17 protein-coding genes are annotated in these 18,711 nt (G+C 64.4%); 8 read left to right on the top strand and 9 right to left on the bottom strand.

Annotated elements, in window-relative coordinates:
* Positions 1 to 262: 262 nt before the first annotated feature.
* Entirely contained in the window at positions 263 to 1,486 is a 1,224-nt protein-coding gene (locus ABIC28_RS13310; protein WP_354579595.1) for an alpha/beta hydrolase family protein, read from the bottom strand.
* 201 nt (positions 1,487 to 1,687) lie between these two features.
* Entirely contained in the window at positions 1,688 to 2,797 is a 1,110-nt protein-coding gene (locus tag ABIC28_RS13315; protein ID WP_354579276.1) for a DUF418 domain-containing protein, read from the bottom strand.
* Between the two features lie 186 nt (positions 2,798 to 2,983).
* Here ABIC28_RS13315 and ABIC28_RS13320 point away from each other — a divergent pair, with 186 nt between their 5' ends.
* From ABIC28_RS13320 to ABIC28_RS13330, 3 genes are all read left to right on the top strand, one after another.
* Entirely contained in the window at positions 2,984 to 4,189 is a 1,206-nt protein-coding gene (locus ABIC28_RS13320; RefSeq protein WP_354579278.1) for a sensor histidine kinase, read from the top strand.
* 17 nt (positions 4,190 to 4,206) lie between these two features.
* Positions 4,207 to 4,839 carry a response regulator gene (locus tag ABIC28_RS13325; protein ID WP_257017458.1) on the top strand — a complete coding sequence of 211 codons (633 nt, stop codon included), beginning with the start codon at positions 4,207 to 4,209 and terminating at the stop codon, positions 4,837 to 4,839.
* A gap of 64 nt (positions 4,840 to 4,903) precedes the next feature.
* A complete protein-coding gene (locus tag ABIC28_RS13330; RefSeq protein ID WP_097211622.1) occupies positions 4,904 to 5,125 on the top strand; it encodes a hypothetical protein in 222 nt (73 codons plus the stop codon).
* Between the two features lie 299 nt (positions 5,126 to 5,424).
* Here the strand turns inward: ABIC28_RS13330 and ABIC28_RS13335 are convergent, their stop codons facing one another.
* Entirely contained in the window at positions 5,425 to 5,961 is a 537-nt protein-coding gene (locus tag ABIC28_RS13335; RefSeq protein ID WP_258195860.1) for a MarR family winged helix-turn-helix transcriptional regulator, read from the bottom strand.
* Between ABIC28_RS13335 and ABIC28_RS13340 the strand changes: the two genes are divergently transcribed.
* A complete protein-coding gene (locus ABIC28_RS13340) occupies positions 5,930 to 7,012 on the top strand; it encodes a substrate-binding domain-containing protein (RefSeq protein ID WP_354579281.1) in 1,083 nt (360 codons plus the stop codon). The genes ABIC28_RS13335 and ABIC28_RS13340 overlap by 32 nt on opposite strands.
* Before the next feature lie 107 nt (positions 7,013 to 7,119).
* Here the strand turns inward: ABIC28_RS13340 and ABIC28_RS13345 are convergent, their stop codons facing one another.
* A complete protein-coding gene (locus tag ABIC28_RS13345) occupies positions 7,120 to 8,685 on the bottom strand; it encodes a purine-cytosine permease family protein (RefSeq protein ID WP_354579283.1) in 1,566 nt (521 codons plus the stop codon).
* Positions 8,686 to 9,079: 394 nt separating this feature from the next.
* Here ABIC28_RS13345 and ABIC28_RS13350 point away from each other — a divergent pair, with 394 nt between their 5' ends.
* The 3 genes from ABIC28_RS13350 to ABIC28_RS13360 all read left to right on the top strand — a co-directional run bounded on the left by ABIC28_RS13350 (position 9,080) and on the right by ABIC28_RS13360 (position 11,871).
* The gene (locus ABIC28_RS13350; RefSeq protein ID WP_179800547.1) at positions 9,080 to 9,361 is read left to right on the top strand and encodes an FmdB family zinc ribbon protein; all 282 of its coding nucleotides are present in this window, start codon (positions 9,080 to 9,082) and stop codon (positions 9,359 to 9,361) included.
* A gap of 19 nt (positions 9,362 to 9,380) precedes the next feature.
* Entirely contained in the window at positions 9,381 to 10,634 is a 1,254-nt protein-coding gene (gene fmdA, locus ABIC28_RS13355) for a formamidase (protein WP_097211624.1), read from the top strand.
* Between the two features lie 625 nt (positions 10,635 to 11,259).
* Positions 11,260 to 11,871 (top strand): AAA family ATPase, encoded by a 612-nt coding sequence (locus ABIC28_RS13360; RefSeq protein WP_354579285.1) that lies wholly within the window; start codon positions 11,260 to 11,262, stop codon positions 11,869 to 11,871.
* Between the two features lie 611 nt (positions 11,872 to 12,482).
* Here the strand turns inward: ABIC28_RS13360 and ABIC28_RS13365 are convergent.
* From ABIC28_RS13365 to ABIC28_RS13380, 4 genes are read right to left on the bottom strand one after another with little or no spacing between them, the layout of a single operon-like run.
* The gene (locus ABIC28_RS13365; RefSeq protein WP_097211626.1) at positions 12,483 to 13,064 is read right to left on the bottom strand and encodes a GTP-binding protein; all 582 of its coding nucleotides are present in this window, start codon (positions 13,062 to 13,064) and stop codon (positions 12,483 to 12,485) included.
* A gap of 6 nt (positions 13,065 to 13,070) precedes the next feature.
* Positions 13,071 to 13,460, bottom strand: a complete 390-nt coding sequence (locus ABIC28_RS13370) for a DUF742 domain-containing protein (RefSeq protein WP_097211627.1) — start codon at positions 13,458 to 13,460, stop codon at positions 13,071 to 13,073.
* Between the two features lie 6 nt (positions 13,461 to 13,466).
* A complete protein-coding gene (locus tag ABIC28_RS13375; RefSeq protein WP_097211797.1) occupies positions 13,467 to 13,880 on the bottom strand; it encodes a roadblock/LC7 domain-containing protein in 414 nt (137 codons plus the stop codon).
* Between the two features lie 2 nt (positions 13,881 to 13,882).
* The gene (locus ABIC28_RS13380) at positions 13,883 to 16,342 is read right to left on the bottom strand and encodes a sensor histidine kinase (protein WP_354579288.1); all 2,460 of its coding nucleotides are present in this window, start codon (positions 16,340 to 16,342) and stop codon (positions 13,883 to 13,885) included.
* Between the two features lie 860 nt (positions 16,343 to 17,202).
* On the opposite strand from ABIC28_RS13380, the gene ABIC28_RS13385 reads away from it, so the two are divergent.
* On the top strand, positions 17,203 to 17,463 hold the full coding sequence (locus tag ABIC28_RS13385) for a hypothetical protein (protein ID WP_143548444.1): 261 nt from the start codon (positions 17,203 to 17,205) through the stop codon (positions 17,461 to 17,463).
* 158 nt (positions 17,464 to 17,621) lie between these two features.
* Here the strand turns inward: ABIC28_RS13385 and ABIC28_RS13390 are convergent, their stop codons facing one another.
* Positions 17,622 to 18,419 carry an alpha/beta fold hydrolase gene (locus tag ABIC28_RS13390; RefSeq protein ID WP_354579291.1) on the bottom strand — a complete coding sequence of 266 codons (798 nt, stop codon included), beginning with the start codon at positions 18,417 to 18,419 and terminating at the stop codon, positions 17,622 to 17,624.
* Positions 18,420 to 18,711: the final 292 nt, after the last annotated feature.

An 18,711-nucleotide genomic window follows, 5' to 3' on the forward strand; every position in this document is an offset into this window, starting at 1 on the left:
GAGAACGTCAGCGGGCGGCGCAGTTGTATGCGCGGTCACACAGGGGCTCACGCGGCGCCGGCATCTCCCCCGCTCGATCGGACCAGTCCCGCCCTGCCGTCGCGTTATACAATCCTGACGATGCTTGCACCTAAAACTGCAGTAGTGCAATCGATTTCATCCGCGCGCAATGGAGGTTTCATCCGACCTGCAGCTTCCTCCGTCGCCGAAGCCTGCTTCTCGCGACCAGGCATCGACGCCTCCAGGCGTAATACGAGTGGCCTCACCGGGTGTACGCCACCTCGGGGAAGTCGGGCGAAGGGCCGTCCAGCAGGTGACCGATGCCGCGCAATTGCTGGTCGAAGAAGGCGAGTGGATAGGCTTGCTGGAACGCAAGCGCACGATCGGTCGGGATGGTGCCGACCATTTCTTGTATGTCCTCCGACGAAACGCCTGCGAACGGAAGAGCGATCGGTATGAGCTGAGCGTCATCGCCGAAAGAGTTGTGCGCCGCACCCTTCAGTGTCAGGTTGAGTCGCCATCCGCGCAGATTTGACCAGAACTTCTGTAGGAGAGGGTTGGTGGCCCTGCCGCCCTTGCCCTCGGTGTCCACCACGAGGAATGGTCGATCCAGGCCGGCCTCGACGACCGGTCCGACACCTCCGCCGTCCAGACCCATGCCTGCCTTGATGCGTCCGTCGGCGTACATCGCCGATGCTGTGGCCGCGGCACCGAGAGAATGACCCATCATGCCGACCCGCGTGAGGTCCAGTGCACCTGCGAGGCCTGCGGGAAGTGGCGCGCTGTCGACGTCGGGGTTGTGACCGGCCTCCAGCGACTCGAGCTGATCGAGTACGAATCGTGCGTCGTCCGTACGAACGCTGACCGCTTTGCCGAAGTCCGTGATCTCGCCCTCCGGATTCGTCACGACCCGATTGCCTGGGAATTCCACGACCATTGCGTCGTAGGTGTGATCGATGGCGACCACCAGGTACCCGCGGCTGGCCAGCTCCTGTACGACGCCGGTGCCATAGGCTCGTGATGCGTTGGCTCCAGGGGAATACAGCACCACCGGCAAGTCCCCCAGGCTCCGGTCGACAGGCGCTCCCACGAGGCCCCGAGTATTGCCGAAGGCAACCTTGCCCGGCTCCACACCGGCGTGTTCCATATAGCTGTCAGCAGCGGCCTTCGGCAACCACGGTGCGCTCGGGTACTCGCCCTCACCTGCCCGCGTGGGATACCACAGGCTGACCATCAGGTCCCGCTTTTCGTTGGCCACCCAGGGATCTGGGCGTGACTCGTCGATCAGGTGGAGGGACTGTGTGCCGATCCGATTCGGTCCGGTTGGCGCTGCCGGCGAAAAATCGGCGGCTCCGAGACTGGGCGCTGGGAGCGCCCCCGATGTTGTCGCGATGCGAGCTTCCGTGTTCGCACAGGCCGTGGTGGCGGTCGCTACGGCGACTGTAATCAGCGCTGCGCCAGAGATCATCATTGCTCGTCTGTTCATGCTTCCCACGATCGCGCACCGCAAGGCACCACACATCTGCGCACGGGAGGACATTTGCTCCGAGTTCCTCAGGGATAACCCCTACTGGCATCGCGGCGGATAATCGGAGTGGCGCGCGGTCCACCGCCGATACCCGGTCTTCGAGAGCGCCTACGCTGTTCAGGCCGGACCGGACGCGACGGGCCGCGCACCTGGTGGTCATCACGAGCGCGATCGGCCGTAGGTCGCCATACGAAGGACCCACTCGACCGGGCCGTAGCGGTGGCGCCGGACCCACCACGCGCTGACAACCAGCTGGATCGCATAGACCGACGCGGCGATGCCGAGCACCGCCCAGTCGGACAGGCGCCCGACGAGCGCGAAACCGTATCCGGTGAAGATGATGGCGGTGACCACCGACTGGCCGATGTAATTGGTCGCCGCGAGCTTTCCGGCCGGCGCCAGCACCCGGGCGACCGATGGGTGCCGGTCCATGACCCGCAGCACGGTGGCCCCGTACGCCGCGGCCAGGACCGGGCTTGCGAGTGCGTTCGGGCCGGTCAGGATCGGCATCTCGGTCACCGCAGAGAGCACGGAGATCGGAGCCGCGACTCCGAAGCCGATCCACTGGACGGGGCGGAGCAACGGCCGGTAGCGCTCCGGGCGTTCGAGCAGCCGCACCTTGCCGGCAGCCAGGCCGACCAGGAACAGTGGCAGCACACTGAGCAGACTGATGAGCAGGAACGCGGCGATGTTATCGGTGAAGTTCTCCCATCGGTAGTGCGCGGCGTCCAACCATCCCGACTGCATCGCCGCCAACTCCCTCGCGGTCTCCGCATCCTCCGCGGAGCCGGTGGCCGCCGCGGATTTGATCATGCCCAGCACGGTCATCCCGATAACGGAGATTGAGAAGGGCACCGCCGCCGCGATCAGCGCGGTTCGGGGGCGAAGGGAACTGAGCGCCAACAGGATCAGGCCCATGACCCCGTAGCAAAACAGGATGTCTCCGCTGAAGAAGAACACGTAGTGCACCAGCCCGACCGCCATCAGCGCCAGGCAACGCCGCACTGTCCTGGCTCGCGGGCTCGCCCCGGCGCGCTTTGCCGAACGGATCTGCATCGTGAGGGAGTAGCCGAACAGGAAGGAGAAGATCACGTAGAACTTGTTGTGGAATATCGCCGCGATCAGCGACTGCGCTGGACCGTCGGCGAATCCGCCCGGGGTCGACATCACGGTGATGTTGACCATGAGGATGCCGCCGAGCGCGAAACCGCGCAGCACGTCGAGTGCTTCGATGCGAGAGACCGCAGGGGCCCCTATCTGGGTAGTCATACCGTGACATTAGGAGCGCATGCACAGTGTTCAGATCGCCCTGCGGGCAGATTCGGCCGCAAGCACACTGGGGAGCTTTCCCTAGGGGAAAACCCTGATTGCGGCGGGCGACGACCGGTCTGTGCCGTGCCGATCATCGGACCGTAGGGGGATGTCTCGGCGGGCACCACTTCCTACGATGGGCAGATGCCGGTCACGCCGCATCCACCCCTGATCACGCGGCTTCCGCCCGGATTCTGGCTCGTGCTCGATGCCGCATTCGGCGCGCTGGTCGCGCTATGGAGCATTGTCGAGCTGCAAGGGGAATCCCGCGATCCAGACCCACTCGGCCGCGGACTCCCACATCCGGGCCCGGCCGCCCTTGCGCTGGCCGTCGGAACCATCATCGCCTCAGGCATGGTGATCGCACTGCGCCGCCGCGCCCCGCTCGGTGCGTCCCTGGCCCTTCTGGCAACGTGGGTCGTCTTCGTCGCCGTGGACGGTCGGTACTGGATCGCCGTCGTCGTATGCACCACCACAATCGTCGCCGCGACCATGGTGGTGTACCTCCTGGCGTCGACCCGCGGCACCTGGATCGGCCTGAGGGCGCTCGGGGTCGCCGTCGCGGCCGGCGCCCTGGCGCTCTTCGGCCATGCCGACCTGCGACAGTTCGGGTACCTGGCCGCCATCGCCACGACGAGCGCGTGGGCGATCGGGTACGCGGTCGCACGGCATCGCGCATACCGCACGGACCTCGCCCGACACGAGCGCCGGCTCGTGCACGCCGAGTTCGTAGAACAGCGGCTCGAGATCGCCCGCGAACTGCACGACGTCATCGCCCACAGCATGAGTGTGGTCTCCATCCAATCCGGGTACGGGCTCTACGTGCTCGATCGAGACCCGGCGAAGGCACGCTCGGCCCTCGACGCGATCCAGGCCACGAGCCAGTCCTCGATCCGAGAGCTGCGGAACCTGCTCGCCGTGCTGCGCGCGGGGTCCGGCAACGACGGCACCGACGGTCTGGTCCCCACACCCCGGCTCGCGGACCTCGACACCGTGATCGGCCGGACCGAGGACGCCGGCGTCCAGGTGGACCTGCGGATCACCGGCACCGCCCGGCCCCTCACTGCGGGCATGGAGGTGTCCGTCTACCGGATCATCCAGGAAGCCCTCACCAACGTGGTCAAGCACGCGGATGCGACGACAGCCGTAGTCCGGGTGGACTACAGGGCGGACGAGTTGGCCGTCGAGATCTGCGACGACGGCTGCGGCGGGACCGCCGCTCCGGACGGGCACGGCCTGTCTGGGATGCGGGAACGGGTGGCGATCTATGGTGGACGATTCAGCGCGGGTGCCGGACCGGACACGGGCTTCCTGGTCTCGGCCCGTCTCCCGATGGGCGGACTCAGTTGAGATCACGGACGATTCGCGTGCTGGTGGCCGACGACCAGATGCTGGTGCGGTCCGGCGTGCGCGGCATCCTCGAGGCCGCCGACGGATTCGCCGTGGTCGGCGAGGCCTCCGATGGGCGGGAAGCGGTGGCCATCGCGCGTGCGACGGACCCCGACGTCGTCCTGATGGACATCCGGATGCCCGGCATGGACGGGATCGAGGCGACCCGCCGCATCACGGCGACCATGCAGGCACGGGTTCTGATTCTGACGACCTTCGACATCGACGACTACGTTTACGGCGCGCTTCGCGCCGGCGCGAGCGGATTCCTCCTCAAAGAGGCCACACCACAACAGTTGCTCGACGCAATCGAGGTCGTCGCCGCCGGCGAGGCCCTGCTGGCACCGAGCGTCACCCGCCGACTGATCGGGGAGTTCACCAGCCGGCCCACCGATGCCCCACCGGTCCCGATCGGCCCGCTCGCCATCACCGCCCGCGAGCGCGAGGTGCTCACCCTCATCGCGGAGGGCCTGACGAACAAGCAGATCGCAGATCAGCTGTACATCACTGAGGGCACGACGAAAACGCATGTCGGCCACCTACTCGCCAAGCTCGACGCACGCGACCGCGTACACCTGGTGATCATCGCGTTCCAGGCCGGCCTGGCGTGAGCTCGACCAGACAGTGACCGGCCCGGCCTCGTCTCCTCCCCCTTACCTTCTTCCTAGCCCCGGTATGTCTCCTTCCCTCTGTTATCAGACCGAGGAAGTCGAACACGTATGGGTCCTGGACCAGCTGCTGAGCGAGGTCCGACTCCGAGACAGCGAGCGTCATCGCGGGATGGCGGCCGACGAAACCTACTGGCTCACCGATACCGCCTGGATCGGCACCGATTCGCTCACCTGGGTGCTCGACGACCCTCGTGAGCAGCCCGCATTAGCCGAAGAAACGCATTAAGGACACCGAACCGCCCAACCGCCACTGGAAATGATCCGAACCTCGCGTCGGCCGCTGGGGCCGGTATGCCTCCGCACGGTGGCGGTGGCAGTTCCGATCCGGTCGGGAGCGTCAGGTCACTGTTCGGATCGTCAGGTCGAAACTGGCGCCCGCTGCTAATTCGCCCCGTCAGTCTGCAGTTCCAAGACTGTGGACTGACGGGGCGCGCCATCTGCGGTTCCCATATCCATTCTGAAACCGACATTGGCCGCCCGGTGAACCAGCCTTCCAGTCGGTGAGTCGCCCCAGCGTTCCTGGCTCTAGATCCGGGCAGGCTCGGGGTCGTGCAGTTGTTCGAGGAATGCACTCAATGACCGCGCCAGCCGGCCGTTGTCGTCGGCGAACCGGTCCAGGCCGCCGGCCTCGATGGCGCGGGTCATCTTCTGATGGGTGGCGAGTCCTCGCCTGGTGGGGAAGACGAGCACGCGCCGGCGGTCGGTGTCGTCGACTTTGCGGTGCACGAGGTTGTCGGCGATCATCGCGTCGATCAGCCGGGTCAGGCTGGCCCCGGTGAGCTGTGTCGCGTCGGCGAGTTGCGCCATCGGGTGGCCGGCGGAATCCGCCACGGCGGCAAGTACATGCCAGCGGGCGGTCGAGGTTTCTCCGAGGCAGGTTGAGATGGACCGTTCCAGTTCTTGTGAGGCTTGCCGCACCAGTCGCGTCAACTGCTCGAGCGCGGTGGCGCCGGTGCTATTGTCCACAACGACACTATACAGCGCCGTATGGGATTGTTTCAGATAGAAATATATGGCGGCGGTGAAACCCATGACGAATTCGATCTCGGCTTTCGGTCGCACTCGACAGAGCATCGACATTGCGCTGGTCGTGCCACGCAGCGGTGCGGCTGGAATGTTCGGCCCGTCCTGTGAGGCATCCGCAGACCTGGCCGTCGCAGCCCTCAACGCGGCACGTGGCATTCTTGACCGGCCCGTGAGGCTGCACCCTGTCGACGCCGGGGCGCCGCTGCCGGTATTGGCGGCGCAGATCGACACAATGGTCAGCTCCGGGTCGATTGACGGCGTCGTCGGCTGGCATCTGTCCGATGCTCGCAAGGTGATCACACCGACGACCGCGGGCCGAGTTCCTTACGTCTACACCACCTTCTACGAGGGCGGTGAGGATTCCGACGGCGTCTACATGGTCGGCGAGACACCGGAGCAGCAGTTGTTCCCGGCAATGAGCTGGCTGCGCGCCGAACTGGGAATCCGCCGCTGGTGTCTGGTCGGCAACGACTACGTGTGGCCACGGGAAACAGCAAGGACAACACGGGAATTCGCCGGCTCAACCGGCATGGACATCGTCGGGGAATCGTTCGTCCCCCTCGGTGGACGCGATTTCACTGCGGCGCTCGAGATGGTTCGGCGCTCGCGGGCACAGGGCGTGTTGTTGTTGATGGTCGGCGCCGACTGTGCCGCCTTCAACGATGCGTTCGCACGGGCCGGCCTCGACGGGGACCGGATCCGGCTGAGCATGATGATCGGCGAGGACGTGCTCTACTCGGGCGGACCGGACAGCACACGCGGATTGTTCACCGCCAGCGGCTATTTCGAGGGCGTGATCTCGTCGGCAGGCATGGATTTCGGTGCCCGCTACCTCGAACACCACGGTCCGGCGGCGCCAGCGCTGAACAACATCGGCGAATCCTGCTACGAGGGGATCCTGCTGTTCGCGGCCTTGGCACAGGCGGCCCGGAGCCTCGACCTGCGTGCGATCGAACGTCATGCCCCCTCCGTTACCTACGGCGGTCCGCGCGGTGAGGTCCGGGTACGCGGAACCCACACCACCCAGCCCGTCTATCTCGCCGCCGCGGACGAACTCGAATTCAACGTGCTCGCCGAATTGACCTGAGATTTGTCGGTGCAAGCCCGGTCGTTTACGGCGGGGAGGATGACAAGCCCTGACCGGACAGTCCCAGCCAGGTCGGGTGAACGACCTGGCCAGGACGTCCATGCCGATCACACGACGCTGTGTGCTTGCCGAAGGCCGAGTCCGTCGGCGTCGACGTCATTCTTGTAGGACGCGGATTGGCACTGCTCGTGACAGTTCTTGGTGAGTGTGCAGCTGAGCGAGGAGATCGGTCCGCCATGGAACGGGCAGTCGTGCACCATGTCGGGTAGTTCGTAGCGCTTCCCGTCCACGATGTCGAGGAGGGTCTGCCCGGCCCACAGTGGTTCCTTTTCGATCTCTTCACGGAGCGGGTTCGGCCGGGCCAGGTAGTATTTGCCGCCGGTGAGGACCGCGATGAGTGGGGTCAGGACCAGTGCGATCGCCAGTGCCAGGTAGGGCGACCACGCCTGCAGGAAGGCGCCGAAAGCTCCGAAGTAGGCGACGATCGAGACCGATGATGCGACCAGCATCGAAACGAATCCGACCGGGTTGATCGGATAGAGGTAGGCCCGCTTGAACTCGATGTAGGGCGGGCTGATCTTGAGGATCCCCTTGTTGATGACGAGATCCGCGACGATGGCTCCGATCCAGGCGATGGCCACGTTGGAGTAGAACCCCAGGATCGTGTTCAGGACGGTGAACATGTTCGCCAGCATCAGTGTCAGCGCGATCGTGATGTGCAGGGCGAGCCAGACGACGCGGCCGGGGTGGACGTGGAGGACGCGGCTGAAGAAGTTCGACCACGACAGCGAACCCGAGTAGGCGTTGGTGACGTTGATCTTGATCTGGGAGAGCAGCACCATGACTGTGGCGATCGCGAGGGCCACGGTGGGGTTGTGGATCATCGAGCCGTAGCTGCCGAGGAACTGCTCGATCGGCTCGGTGGCCCGGGCGAAGCCCACTTCTCCAGCGACGTAGAACGCGAGGAACGCTCCGCAGATCTGTTTGGCGGCACCGAGGATCACCCATCCGGGGCCGGCGGCGAGTACGGCGGCCCACCACCGCAGCGGCGGGGTCTCAGACTTTTCGGGCATGAAACGCAGGTAGTCGACCTGCTCGCCGATCTGTGCGATCAGGGACAGGGCCACGCCGGCGCCCGCGCCGACCGCGATAGCGGTTACCCGTTCAGTGCCGCCGTCTCCGCCCCATGAGAGAAACCCGTCGAAGCCGCTCGGGTCGGCGATCGCGATCATCACCAGCGGCGCGGCGAACAGGATCAGCCACAGTGGCTGTGTCCACACCTGGAATTTCGCCAGTGCAGACATGCCGTACAGGACGAGCGGAATGATGATGAGGGAGCCGAGCAGGTATCCGACTGGCAGCGGCATGTCAAAGGCCAAATACATCGCCTGGGCCATGATCGCACCCTCGAGTGCGAAGAAGATGAAGCAGAAGCTGGCGTAGATCAGGCTGGTCAGAGTGGACCCAAAGTAGCCGAACCCGGCGCCGCGGGTGAGTAGGTCCATGTCCAGGTTGTACTTCGCGGCGTAGTACGCGATCGGGATACCGGTCAGGAAGATGGTTACCGCTGCGACGAGGATCGCCACGATCGCGCTGGCAGCGCCATGGCTGACGGCGATCGACGCGCCGATGGAGTAGTCGGCGAGATACGCGATGCCTCCCAGTGCGGTCACGGAACAGGCCATCGGACTCCAGCGGCGGAACGACTTCGGTGCGTAGCGCAGCGAATAGTCCTCGATGTTATCCTTCGCGGCCCACTCCCGGAACCTGGACCAGGTTGTTCGTGTGCCCGTGTCCGTCGGTTGATGCCCGGCGGGTGTTGGCGAGACGGTGCTCATCTGTGTCCTCTCTTGCTGTCGAAGCTGCGGCGTGTCCACGAGCTGCAGTAGGCAAGACGCTAAGGGCAATAGGCCCAAATGGAACTACTTCATATGGAAATTAACGGGACCGCCACAAGACGCCGCGCACGTAACACGAAGCTCACCTGACGGATTCGCCGCGGTGACCTACCGCGACTTATATCGTCGCCATACGGAATAGCTCCGCATGAAACTAAAGGAGGTGGCCATGCCCTACTACCAGTTCACATGCCGAAGCTGCGGCAGCTTCGACAGCAACTACGCAATGGCCGACGTCCCACTCGAGTCCCCCTGCCCGCACTGCGCAAACCCCAGTGCTCGAAGCTTCGGCGGCGCCGGCCTGATCAGAACTCGGTCCGCGGCCACACGACTGATCGACCAAACGAAACGGACCGCCAGCGAACCCGCAGTCGTCAGCGCGCCACCGTCCAACACCGGAAGCCGGGCCTTCACCCGAAACCCTTTGCACCGCCAGCTCCCCCGCCCCTGATACCGAAAGAAGGTCCGCCATGCCCGAACTGATCTTCCCCCTCGACTCCACCAAGAAGTTCACCGATCAACACATCGTCGGCCACAACCGCTGGCACCCCGACATCCCCGCGGCCGTGACCGTCAAACCGGGCGACGAGTTCCGCGTACACGTCCGCGAATGGTTCGATGGCGCCATCCACAACGACGACTCCGCCGAGGACGTTCTCCATGCCCCGCTCAGCACCGTGCACTGCCTCTCCGGCCCGTTCGCGATCGAAGGCGCACAACCAGGCGACCTGCTTATCGTCGACATCCTCGACATCGGACCGATCCCCCAAGAAGACTCGGGTCCACTCGCCGGCCAAGGCTGGGGATACACGGGCATCTTCGCCACCGAGAACGGCGGCGGATTTCTCACGGAACAGTTTCCCGACGCCTACAAGGCGATCTGGGACTTCAGCGGCCACACCGCCACCTCCCGGCACATCCCCGGGGTCAGCTTCACCGGCATCACGCACCCCGGCCTCATGGGAACCGCCCCCTCCGCTGCGCTGCTGGCAAAGTGGAACACCCGAGAAGGCGCACTAATCGCGACCGACCCGCAGCGGGTACCGCCGCTCGCGCTGCCACCCGAGCCGCAAGACGCGATCCTCGGATCACTGACCGGTACCGCATTCGATCGGGCCGCAGCCGAAGCCGCACGCACCGCCCCACCGCGCGAGAACGGAGGCAACCAGGACATCAAGAACCTCACCCGCGGCAGCCGGGTCTTCTACCCGGTGTTCGTCGACGGCGCGAACCTGTCCGTCGGCGACCTTCACTTCTCCCAAGGCGACGGCGAAATCACCTTCTGCGGCGCCATCGAGATGGGCGGCTTCATCGACCTACGAGTCGATCTGATCAAGAACGGCATGGAGCTCTACGGCGTCGCCGAGAACGCAATCTTCCTGCCGGGCAACGAAGGTCCGAACTACACCGAATTCTTGGCCTTCTCCGGCACCTCGGTCACCCTCGACGGCAAACAGCGCTACCTCGACTCCCAGCTGTCCTTCCAACGTGCCTGCTTGCACGCTATCGACTACCTCACAAAGTTCGGCTACAGCCCGGAGCAGGCCTACCTGCTGCTCGGGGCCGCGCCGATCGAAGGACGCTTTTCCGGGGTGGTCGACATCCCCAACTCCTGCGCCACCGTCTACATTCCGACCGCCATATTCGACTTCCCTATCGTCCCGACCGCCGCCGGACCCATCACTATCAACCCTGGCCCCGGCGCCCCCCGAGCCACCCGATAAGGGGTCTGAGGAGTATTGCCGACCGATCTACTGCTCAGCCTCAACCCGCCGACTCATCATGCCTAGAGTCCCAGAACATTCACTGCAACAATGTATTCAGACATGACTCACGCCAAGAACCCTGCATCGGACAGATGCAGGGTTCTTTCCGGCGAGATGCAGTGTCGGTCCCCGGAAGTGAGAGGCCACTGTCGAATTGGTCGCCGTGCTGGAGTGTTGTCAGCCAGAGCTGGATTGGTGACCTGAGGTCCGCGATGCCGGCCGTAGATCCGGGGGGCGAGCGCGTCCGTCTGACTGCGGGCATCGCGGGGGTGGGGCGTGAATGTCATCAATCTGGAATCCATCCAGACTTGTGTGATTCGAAGCGCCCGTCAAGTGTGATCACCGACTGGTCAACCTATCCAATCCGCATGCAGCCCAGACCGAACAGGCATAGGTGAACACCCCTCCATCCACGAACTGCGACGAACGAGATCGCAAACTCGCAAGAGCGGTGGCCTTCTTCATTTCGTTGCACGGATCGGTCCGCTGGTCACGGCTGTCCCAGTCGGTTTCTCCGAATCAGGTGAGACTGCTACGAGGTCAGCGCCGACGCGAATCGGCCGTGCTCGCTAGGCTCGGCGCAATGCTCATATGGATCAACGGCGCGTTCGGTGCGGGAAAGACTCAGACTGCGTTCGAGTTGAATCGACGTGTCTCTCGCTCTCACGTCGCCGATCCTGAACTCATCGGTTTCGCAATCCACAAGATGCTTCCGGCATCCGCGCGACGCGACTTTCAGGACCGACCCCAGTGGCGATCAGCTGTAGTCGCGACGCTCGCCGACGCGGTGGCTGCCCACGACGGTCCAGTGATCGTCCCGATGACGCTGGTCAACCCGGACTATTTCGACGAGATCATGGTGGGTCTGTCCGCCGAAGGTGTTGACGTCAGACACTTCTCCCTCGTCGCGTCACCAGACACTCTCCGACGTCGACTGCGAACCCGCGCCGGTTACTGGCTGGGTCGCGCTGTGGGAAGCGATGAAACCTGGGCTATGCAACAGATCGGCCGGTGCGTGACCGCGCTAGCCACGGAACGATTCACTGAACATGTCGATACCGACGATCGCGCCGTCGACGACGTAGTCGAGCACATTGCGGCACGCACGGACTTACACCTGGCACACGACCGCCTGGACCCCGTCCGCTATCAGCTCCGGCGGGCCGCAGTCGGCATCCGTCATATCAGAACCTGAGTGGCGATCGGTAAACAGGACGGAGTCGCAGCTGATCGACGAAGAGCGATCGACGCACGGTGGTCGATCCGTACAGCACCTACCAGTTGGACGACGAGTTACCAGGTCGCGACGTGTAGCGGCCGGCCTTGCGTCCCGCGCGAGCACGACGTCCGGCCGCAAAGATGCCCAGCACCAGAATCCCTGTGAACAGCATCACCCCGCCTACATACGCGACAGCGATCATCTGGTTCGACATAGCTGGTCAACCTATCGCCGATCGCTGTCCCACGGATCACCGCCCCACTCGTCATCGACGACGTCCAGCCAAGGATCGGGACTGGGATCCGGCGGCCGCGGCGCCTCGTCATCAGCCCGCGCGCTCCGCGGGCCCGGACACGAACTGCGACGGCCGCCCTGCCGCAGGACCTGTCCCCTAACGACCTAGCCCGCAGCATGCCCGAACAGCTCGGCCGCCCCGGCCGCTACGAACGCCAGCCGCTCGACGAGCTGCATGCCACCCCCACTCCCTTCCAGAGGATGGAGAGTGAGTCTGCGACCGCGCAGGCGTGTTCGAACCGCCCCGGTGAGTCCGGCGACTGATCCCGCCGCGACGACAAACGTTACGTTGCTCAGGCCACCGCGGTGCTGACCTGGGCGATGAGGTGTTCGACGAGCGTTATCAGTACAGATTTGCACGAATCGCGATCACGAGCGTCGCAAAGCACGATGGGGGTTTCGGTATCGAGGTCGAGTGCCTCGCGAACCTCGTCAGTTGTGTAGGCCTGGGCGCTGTCAAAACAGTTCACCGCGACCGCGAACGAGACTCCCCGCCGTTCGAAGAAGTCGATGGCGGCGAACGAGTTCTCCAACCGACGGGTGTCTGCGAGAACGATGGCGCCGAGGGCCCCGCGCACCAGTTCGTCCCAAAGGAACCAGAATCGGTCCTGTCCAGGAGTGCCGAACAGGTACAGAACCAGGCTTTCATCGAGGGTGATACGACCGAAGTCCAGGGCCACGGTGGTCGTGGTCTTACCCTCCACGCCCGACAAATCGTCGATGCCGGTGGATAATTCGGTGATCGTTTCCTCGGTACGCAGTGGTGCGATCTCGCTGACGGAGGCCACCATCGTGGTCTTACCGACTCCGAAGCCGCCGGCTACGAGGATTTTGACCGAAGCAGCCAGGTCGGCTGAGGACGCATTGTCATGCATAGTTGTCTACAGCTTTCGGATTCCATCGAGCACTGCTTGCAAGATGTTCAGGTCGCCGATCCCGGCAATGTCGTTGTAGGAGTCGCTGCTGGCGGGAGCCCGGAAGTTCAGCATTCCCTCGGCGATGAGATCACCGACCAGGATTTTGGTAACCGCCAGAGGCAGATTCAGGTGCGCCGAGACCTCGGCCACCGACTGCGCAATAGAGCACAGCTGAACGATCTCCGCGTACTCCGTTTCGATGTGCTGCAGCCGCGGAGCGGGGGACACGGTCACTACGAGCGTGAGCATGTCGAGATCGTGTCCCGCGCCCATCGTGCGGCCCCGTGTGACGGCGTACGGGCGGACCAGAGGACCTGCCGCATCGTCGAACCACGATTGACCTATACCTGTCACGGCAACCTACGCTCCCTGCTCGGCCACACCGTTACGAGGATGGGCGGACAGATAGCTACCGACACGCTGCACAGTCAGGTTCATTTCATACGCGACCATACCCAGATTCGCGGTGTCGACGGCTTGCAACGCGATACATGCGTTGCTTCCGGCCGCCGTCACGAACAACACCGCCTTCTCGAGCTCGATGACGGCCTGGCGAACGCCGCCGCCTTGAAAGCGATGTCCCGCGCTGCGGGCTAGTCCGTACAGGGTGGCCGACATGGCGCCGAAGTGCTCGGCGTCCTCACGGCTCATGGACGTGGACCGGCCCAGCAGCAGACCATCGGTGGAAAGCACGACTGCGTAGCGCACCCCGGCAAGACGATTGACCAGATCGTCGAGAAGCCAGTTCAGATCACCTGTGTTAGAAGTCGTCACGTTCACCTTCCTTCACCTTCCATTTCGTCCCTCGTTGTATACCCCTGCGGTGGTTCCGAATGGCGAGCCTGCTGGGTACCGTACGCGATGGCGGACATCAGATCTCGCGCTTCCTCCGCCGATCGTGACGGCTGCTGCGCGTCCACCTCGAGTTGAGTGTCGTGCGCCAGCTCCGGCGCCAGACTGGCCTGCCGGCGCCGGCGAGGCAGGCTTGGGCGAACGCCACCGCCGTTGTCGGGCAACGGTTGCGGGGTGAGGGCCTCCGGCTCGACAGCGGGGGTCGGCGGCTCATGCCACGGCGTTGCCACAGAAGATTCCGTGTACTCGGTGTGCGGCGCGCTATCGATGCGCTCGACATTCGACCACGCCTGTGGCGGGGCCACCGACTGCACTGGCTGTTCGATGGGAGGCGCTGGAGCCGGGGGTGCCAGTGTCGCGACACCCGCTGCAGCCGAGACCGATTCGGAAGAATCGAGGTCCGGTATCGCAGTGGCTATCCGCCTCTCGGGCCGATGTCCGGCGAACCGATCCGGCTGATGGCCAGCTACAGGTGTCGCATCGGCGGCGACCACCGAGTTCGGCACCAGCACGATGGCGCGAACGCCGCCGTACTCGGATTCGGTTAGCTGCACAGAGATTCCGTGCCGTCCACCCAGTTGTGAAACGATGAACAAGCCCAGGCGTGAAGTCGCAGAGAGCGTTTCGACTCCGAAATCCGGTGGATTGCGCAGCATCTCGTTGACGCGGTCGAGTTCTTCGACGGACATCCCCATGCCCTGATCAGTGATCTCGATCGCGACACCCTTGCCGACCACGTTGCCGCTCACCTCGACGCGCGACTGCGGCGGGGAGAACGCCGTCGCGTTGTCGATCAGTTCGGCGAGCAGGTGGATGAGGTCGGCGACCACATTGCCGACGATGAACACCTGAGGCATGCGGCGGGTGTGCACCCGCGTGTAGTCGAGGCTCTCGCCGGTCGCGCTACGCACCAGATCGACCAGTGGCACCGGACTCCGCCACTGCCGGCCGGGCTCGCCACCACCGAGGATGATGAGGTTCTCGGCGTTGCGGCGTTCGCGGGTCGCCAGGTGGTCGAGTCGGAAGAATGTCTCCAGCAGGGCGGGATCCTCTTGGCTTTGTTCGGCCTCGTCCAGGACCTCGAGTTGCCGGTGCACCACCATCTGGCTTCGGTGGGCGATGTTGAGGAACACCGCGCGCACGCCCTCGCGGGTGCGGGCCTCGGTGACCGCGGCGGAAACGGCTGCTGTGTGTGCACGATTGAAGGCCTGTGCCACCGAGCCGATTTCGTCGTCCCCGAAGTCCAGGTGCGCAGCTTTGGGATCGATTTGCTCGCCCGCACCCAGCTTGCGCATGGTTTCGGGCAGTTCGACCTCTGCCAGGTCCAGCGTTTCCTTGCGTAGGCGCGTGAGCCGCCCGATCAGTCGGTTGGCCATCCATAGCGACAGCAGGAACGCGACGAGCGCAAGCGCGAGCACAGCGGCACCCGCCCACAGTGAGTTCGCCGCGGTGCGTTTGCCCTCGTCGGCAGCAATCTGGTTCGCATGGTCGTTCAGGCCTTTCCATGCGCCGATCACCCCTGCAGACAGCTGTTCCTGCGCGGTCTGCCACTCGGCAAAGGTCATTGGCGGTGGCGGGACGTCACCGTTCTTGTCCGACTTCGGCGGATTGATGAGGTAGTCCTCCATCGCGGCCACCTGCTGCCAGCTGGGAGAGGCCAGCGCTGCCTGGATCTTCTCAGCTGCTGGATCAGCGCCCAGGTCGGCGGCGAGCTGCGGAAGTGCGGTCCGGTAGAACCCGACCAGATTTCGATAGTCGTTGCGCAGTGGACCGCTGCTGAGCTGCCCCTGTAGTTCGGCAGCGGTGAGCGCGGCGGAACGCGACATTCCCTCCATCGCGTGCAGGACCCGCACGCCATTGATCAGCGTGACGCCGACCTGGGCGTTGGGTGCGTTGCCGGTGATGAGGTTGGTGCCGAGCGCAACCGCATCGAGAATCGTGTTGTAGAGGGCGAATGTGTCCTCGATCGGCATTCTTCCTGCATCGATCTGACCGCGAATCTGGGGCAGGCGAGCCAACAAGGTGTCGAATCCACCCGTGTCGGCACCCATGGTGCCCTGCGACGCGCTCTGCAGCCTCGATGAGTAGGGGGCCAGCTCTGCGAACGCGGTGTCGAGCTTGTTCCGTGCTGCGGCGAGCGCGGCCGGATCGCTCTGTTCACCGGACAGATGCCACAGCGACAGCATCCGTTCCTGTTCTACCCCGGCAACCACGTCGCGAGCGAGGCTCACGGCATCTCCGTTCGCTGCCGCCCATTGTTCGGACTGTCGGCCCTCACGTATCAGGTATCCCGCCGTGCCTACACCGATTCCGAGCAACGCCAGGCTTGGAACCAACGCGATGGCCAGGATCCGGGCTCGGACACCGAGGCGCACTTTCAACATCGGGGGAATATAACTGGTCGAATTCCTACCGCGTACGTCGGCCTCGCCACCCCGAACTTTCTTGATTCGGCTGGGCCGCTTGGTGTTTAACCCTAAACTCGGGCGGGTCGAGGTGGGTTGCAAGGCTAACGAATTTTCTCTCTCTTCGTAGTGCCTCTAGAGACGATGGCGGACCTGGCCGATGGGGACTGCCCCGGCTGTGTCCCGTGCGGCCGACCTCATCGAAGCGATGCGCGCGAGTGCGTTGAATGATCGGCCGTTGGAACGCGGATGAAGGCGGATGAAGGCGGGCCCAGCCTGGCCACCTTCGTCGCCCACCGGCGAGGCGACTGAGCCGACGGTAGCCCAAATCTGCGCCACGGACTTCCACCTGGCACACGACCGCCTGAACCCCGTCCGCGATCAGCTCCGGCGGGCCGCAGATGCCGTCGACGAGGATGATGGCTACCAGTTGGACGACGAGTTACCAGGTCGCGACGTGTAGCGGCCGGCCTTGCGTCCCGCGCGAGCACGACGTCCGGCCGCAAAGATGCCCAGCAGCAGAATCCCTGCGAACAGCATCACCCCGCCTACATACGCGACAGCGATCATCTGGTTCGACATAGCTGGTCAACCTATCGCCGATCGCTGTCCCACGGATTGCCGCCCAGTCGTCGTCGACGGCGTCCATCCAGGGATCCGGCGGCAGCGGGAGCTCGTCATCCGTCCGCGCGCGCCATTCTGTGTAGAGAAATCGACACCGGGACAACGGGATTCTCGATGCCACCGATGCGATCGAATCAGCCACCAACCGGACGGGCGATATATATGGTTTCCACGACGTCACTCGGCGTCGAACAGCACTAGTGGAGAGGATCACCTTGAAGCGTTCAATCATCGTTGCGTTGGCCAGCGCAGCCATCGCCCTCGGCACCGCGGCTTCGGCATCGGCCGCGCCGGTCAACCTCGGAAATCCGGCTGATGTCGCCGATTCCGGCAGCAGCAACTTCTTCAATGCAACCCCTGGCCACAACTCCGGATCCACCGACCTCGCGAACAGTGTGGGACTGGCTCCGTTTGACTTGCTGTGCAGGCTGCTCACCGGCGAGCCGCTAATAGCCTGTATTCCACACGATTTGTGACCCCATGAATGGGTTGCGAAGCCGATGACACACCGTGCGTCCTCGCCCTGTCCGCACAAAACCTGGCTCCGCGCCGAGTCGCCACAATGGTGTTGGTGAACACTCCCCGCCCCTGCCCCGCCACCAATTCAGTGGTGTCACACAGCAACACGACATCATCACGGCATGGCCGCCCCTCGCCTCGCCTGCTGTCCAACCCCTTCGCCGACCACGGATTCCGGCTGGAGGACCAGCATGGCGGCGAGCAGTTGATCCCAAGCGGTGGCCGGAAGTTCGTGGCCGATGCCGTTCAGGGGGAGCAGGTCGGCGCCGGGGATCTCGCGAGCCATGGCCTGTCCGTTGCCGTACGGAAAGAACGGGTCATCGGTACCGTGGACGACGAGGGTCGGCACGGCGATGTCGCCCAGGCGCTCCCGCCAGCGGTCGCCCGCCTCGGCAAATGCCAGGTTGCGCATGCTGGAGGCCATGTTGGTGGTGCGGTCGACCATTCGGGTCACCTGATGACGCGCCTCCTGTTCGTCGAATCCGAGTGCGCCCGCTCGTACCCGGGCCTGTTCGACGCCGTAGTCGATCACCGCCGCCCGGTCGGACCAGTCCGGATCGGCTGCCTTGGTAAAGAACTCCACGATCCGGTCCGAGTGTTCGGGTAGATCCGTGTCCGCCGGGCCCGGGGAGGTCGGACGGGTGTTGATCAGGGTCAGCGCCGACATACGGCCGGGATGGTCGAGGGCGGCAAGCTGACAGATCCATCCGGCCACCGAGAAGCCCACCAGGTGAGCTCGCGGAAGTTCGAAGACATCCATCAGTCCAATGACGTCCGAGACCAAGTCACGGAGGCTGTAGCCGGGAGAGCCGGTCGCATAACTAGTCGACCGGCCAGTGTCGCGGATGTCATAGCGCAGGACGAACCGACCAGCGCCGGCAAGCCGGTCGCAGAACCGGTCGTCCCAGAACAATCTCGATGTGCACGGCAGCACCACCGGCGGCCGCCTCCGGTCCCCAAATGTGGTCACACACAGGTCGACGTCACCGAGGGCGACCAGGCGCTCTGGCGATCGTTGAATATGAAGCGGCATGGCGACTCCTCCACGGTTGCATCTCGCAAGAAGAGACCACTTCCGCGGCTCTAACTCATCGGTCCGGGTGCCCTTCCATGACCAGCGACGAAGCCGAGCGCCAACCACGCTGGAAATCATCCATCCATCGCCGTCCACCGCCATCCAGCGGGCAGGTGCCGAATGGATGACG

It is taken from the genome of Rhodococcus sp. PvR044 (assembly GCF_040548995.1).
In the GTDB taxonomy this organism is placed as follows: domain Bacteria; phylum Actinomycetota; class Actinomycetes; order Mycobacteriales; family Mycobacteriaceae; genus Rhodococcus_G; species Rhodococcus_G oryzae.

Coding starts and splice junctions, on each gene's coding strand:
- ABIC28_RS13310 (WP_354579595.1), bottom strand. CDS start 1,486: ATGAACAGACGAGCAATGATGATCTCTGGCGCAGCGCTGATTACAGTC.
- ABIC28_RS13315 (WP_354579276.1), bottom strand. CDS start 2,797: ATGACTACCCAGATAGGGGCCCCTGCGGTCTCTCGCATCGAAGCACTC.
- ABIC28_RS13320 (WP_354579278.1), top strand. CDS start 2,984: ATGCCGGTCACGCCGCATCCACCCCTGATCACGCGGCTTCCGCCCGGA.
- ABIC28_RS13330 (WP_097211622.1), top strand. CDS start 4,904: ATGTCTCCTTCCCTCTGTTATCAGACCGAGGAAGTCGAACACGTATGG.
- ABIC28_RS13340 (WP_354579281.1), top strand. CDS start 5,930: ATGACGAATTCGATCTCGGCTTTCGGTCGCACTCGACAGAGCATCGAC.
- ABIC28_RS13350 (WP_179800547.1), top strand. CDS start 9,080: ATGCCCTACTACCAGTTCACATGCCGAAGCTGCGGCAGCTTCGACAGC.
- fmdA (WP_097211624.1), top strand. CDS start 9,381: ATGCCCGAACTGATCTTCCCCCTCGACTCCACCAAGAAGTTCACCGAT.
- ABIC28_RS13360 (WP_354579285.1), top strand. CDS start 11,260: ATGCTCATATGGATCAACGGCGCGTTCGGTGCGGGAAAGACTCAGACT.
- ABIC28_RS13365 (WP_097211626.1), bottom strand. CDS start 13,064: ATGCATGACAATGCGTCCTCAGCCGACCTGGCTGCTTCGGTCAAAATC.
- ABIC28_RS13380 (WP_354579288.1), bottom strand. CDS start 16,342: ATGTTGAAAGTGCGCCTCGGTGTCCGAGCCCGGATCCTGGCCATCGCG.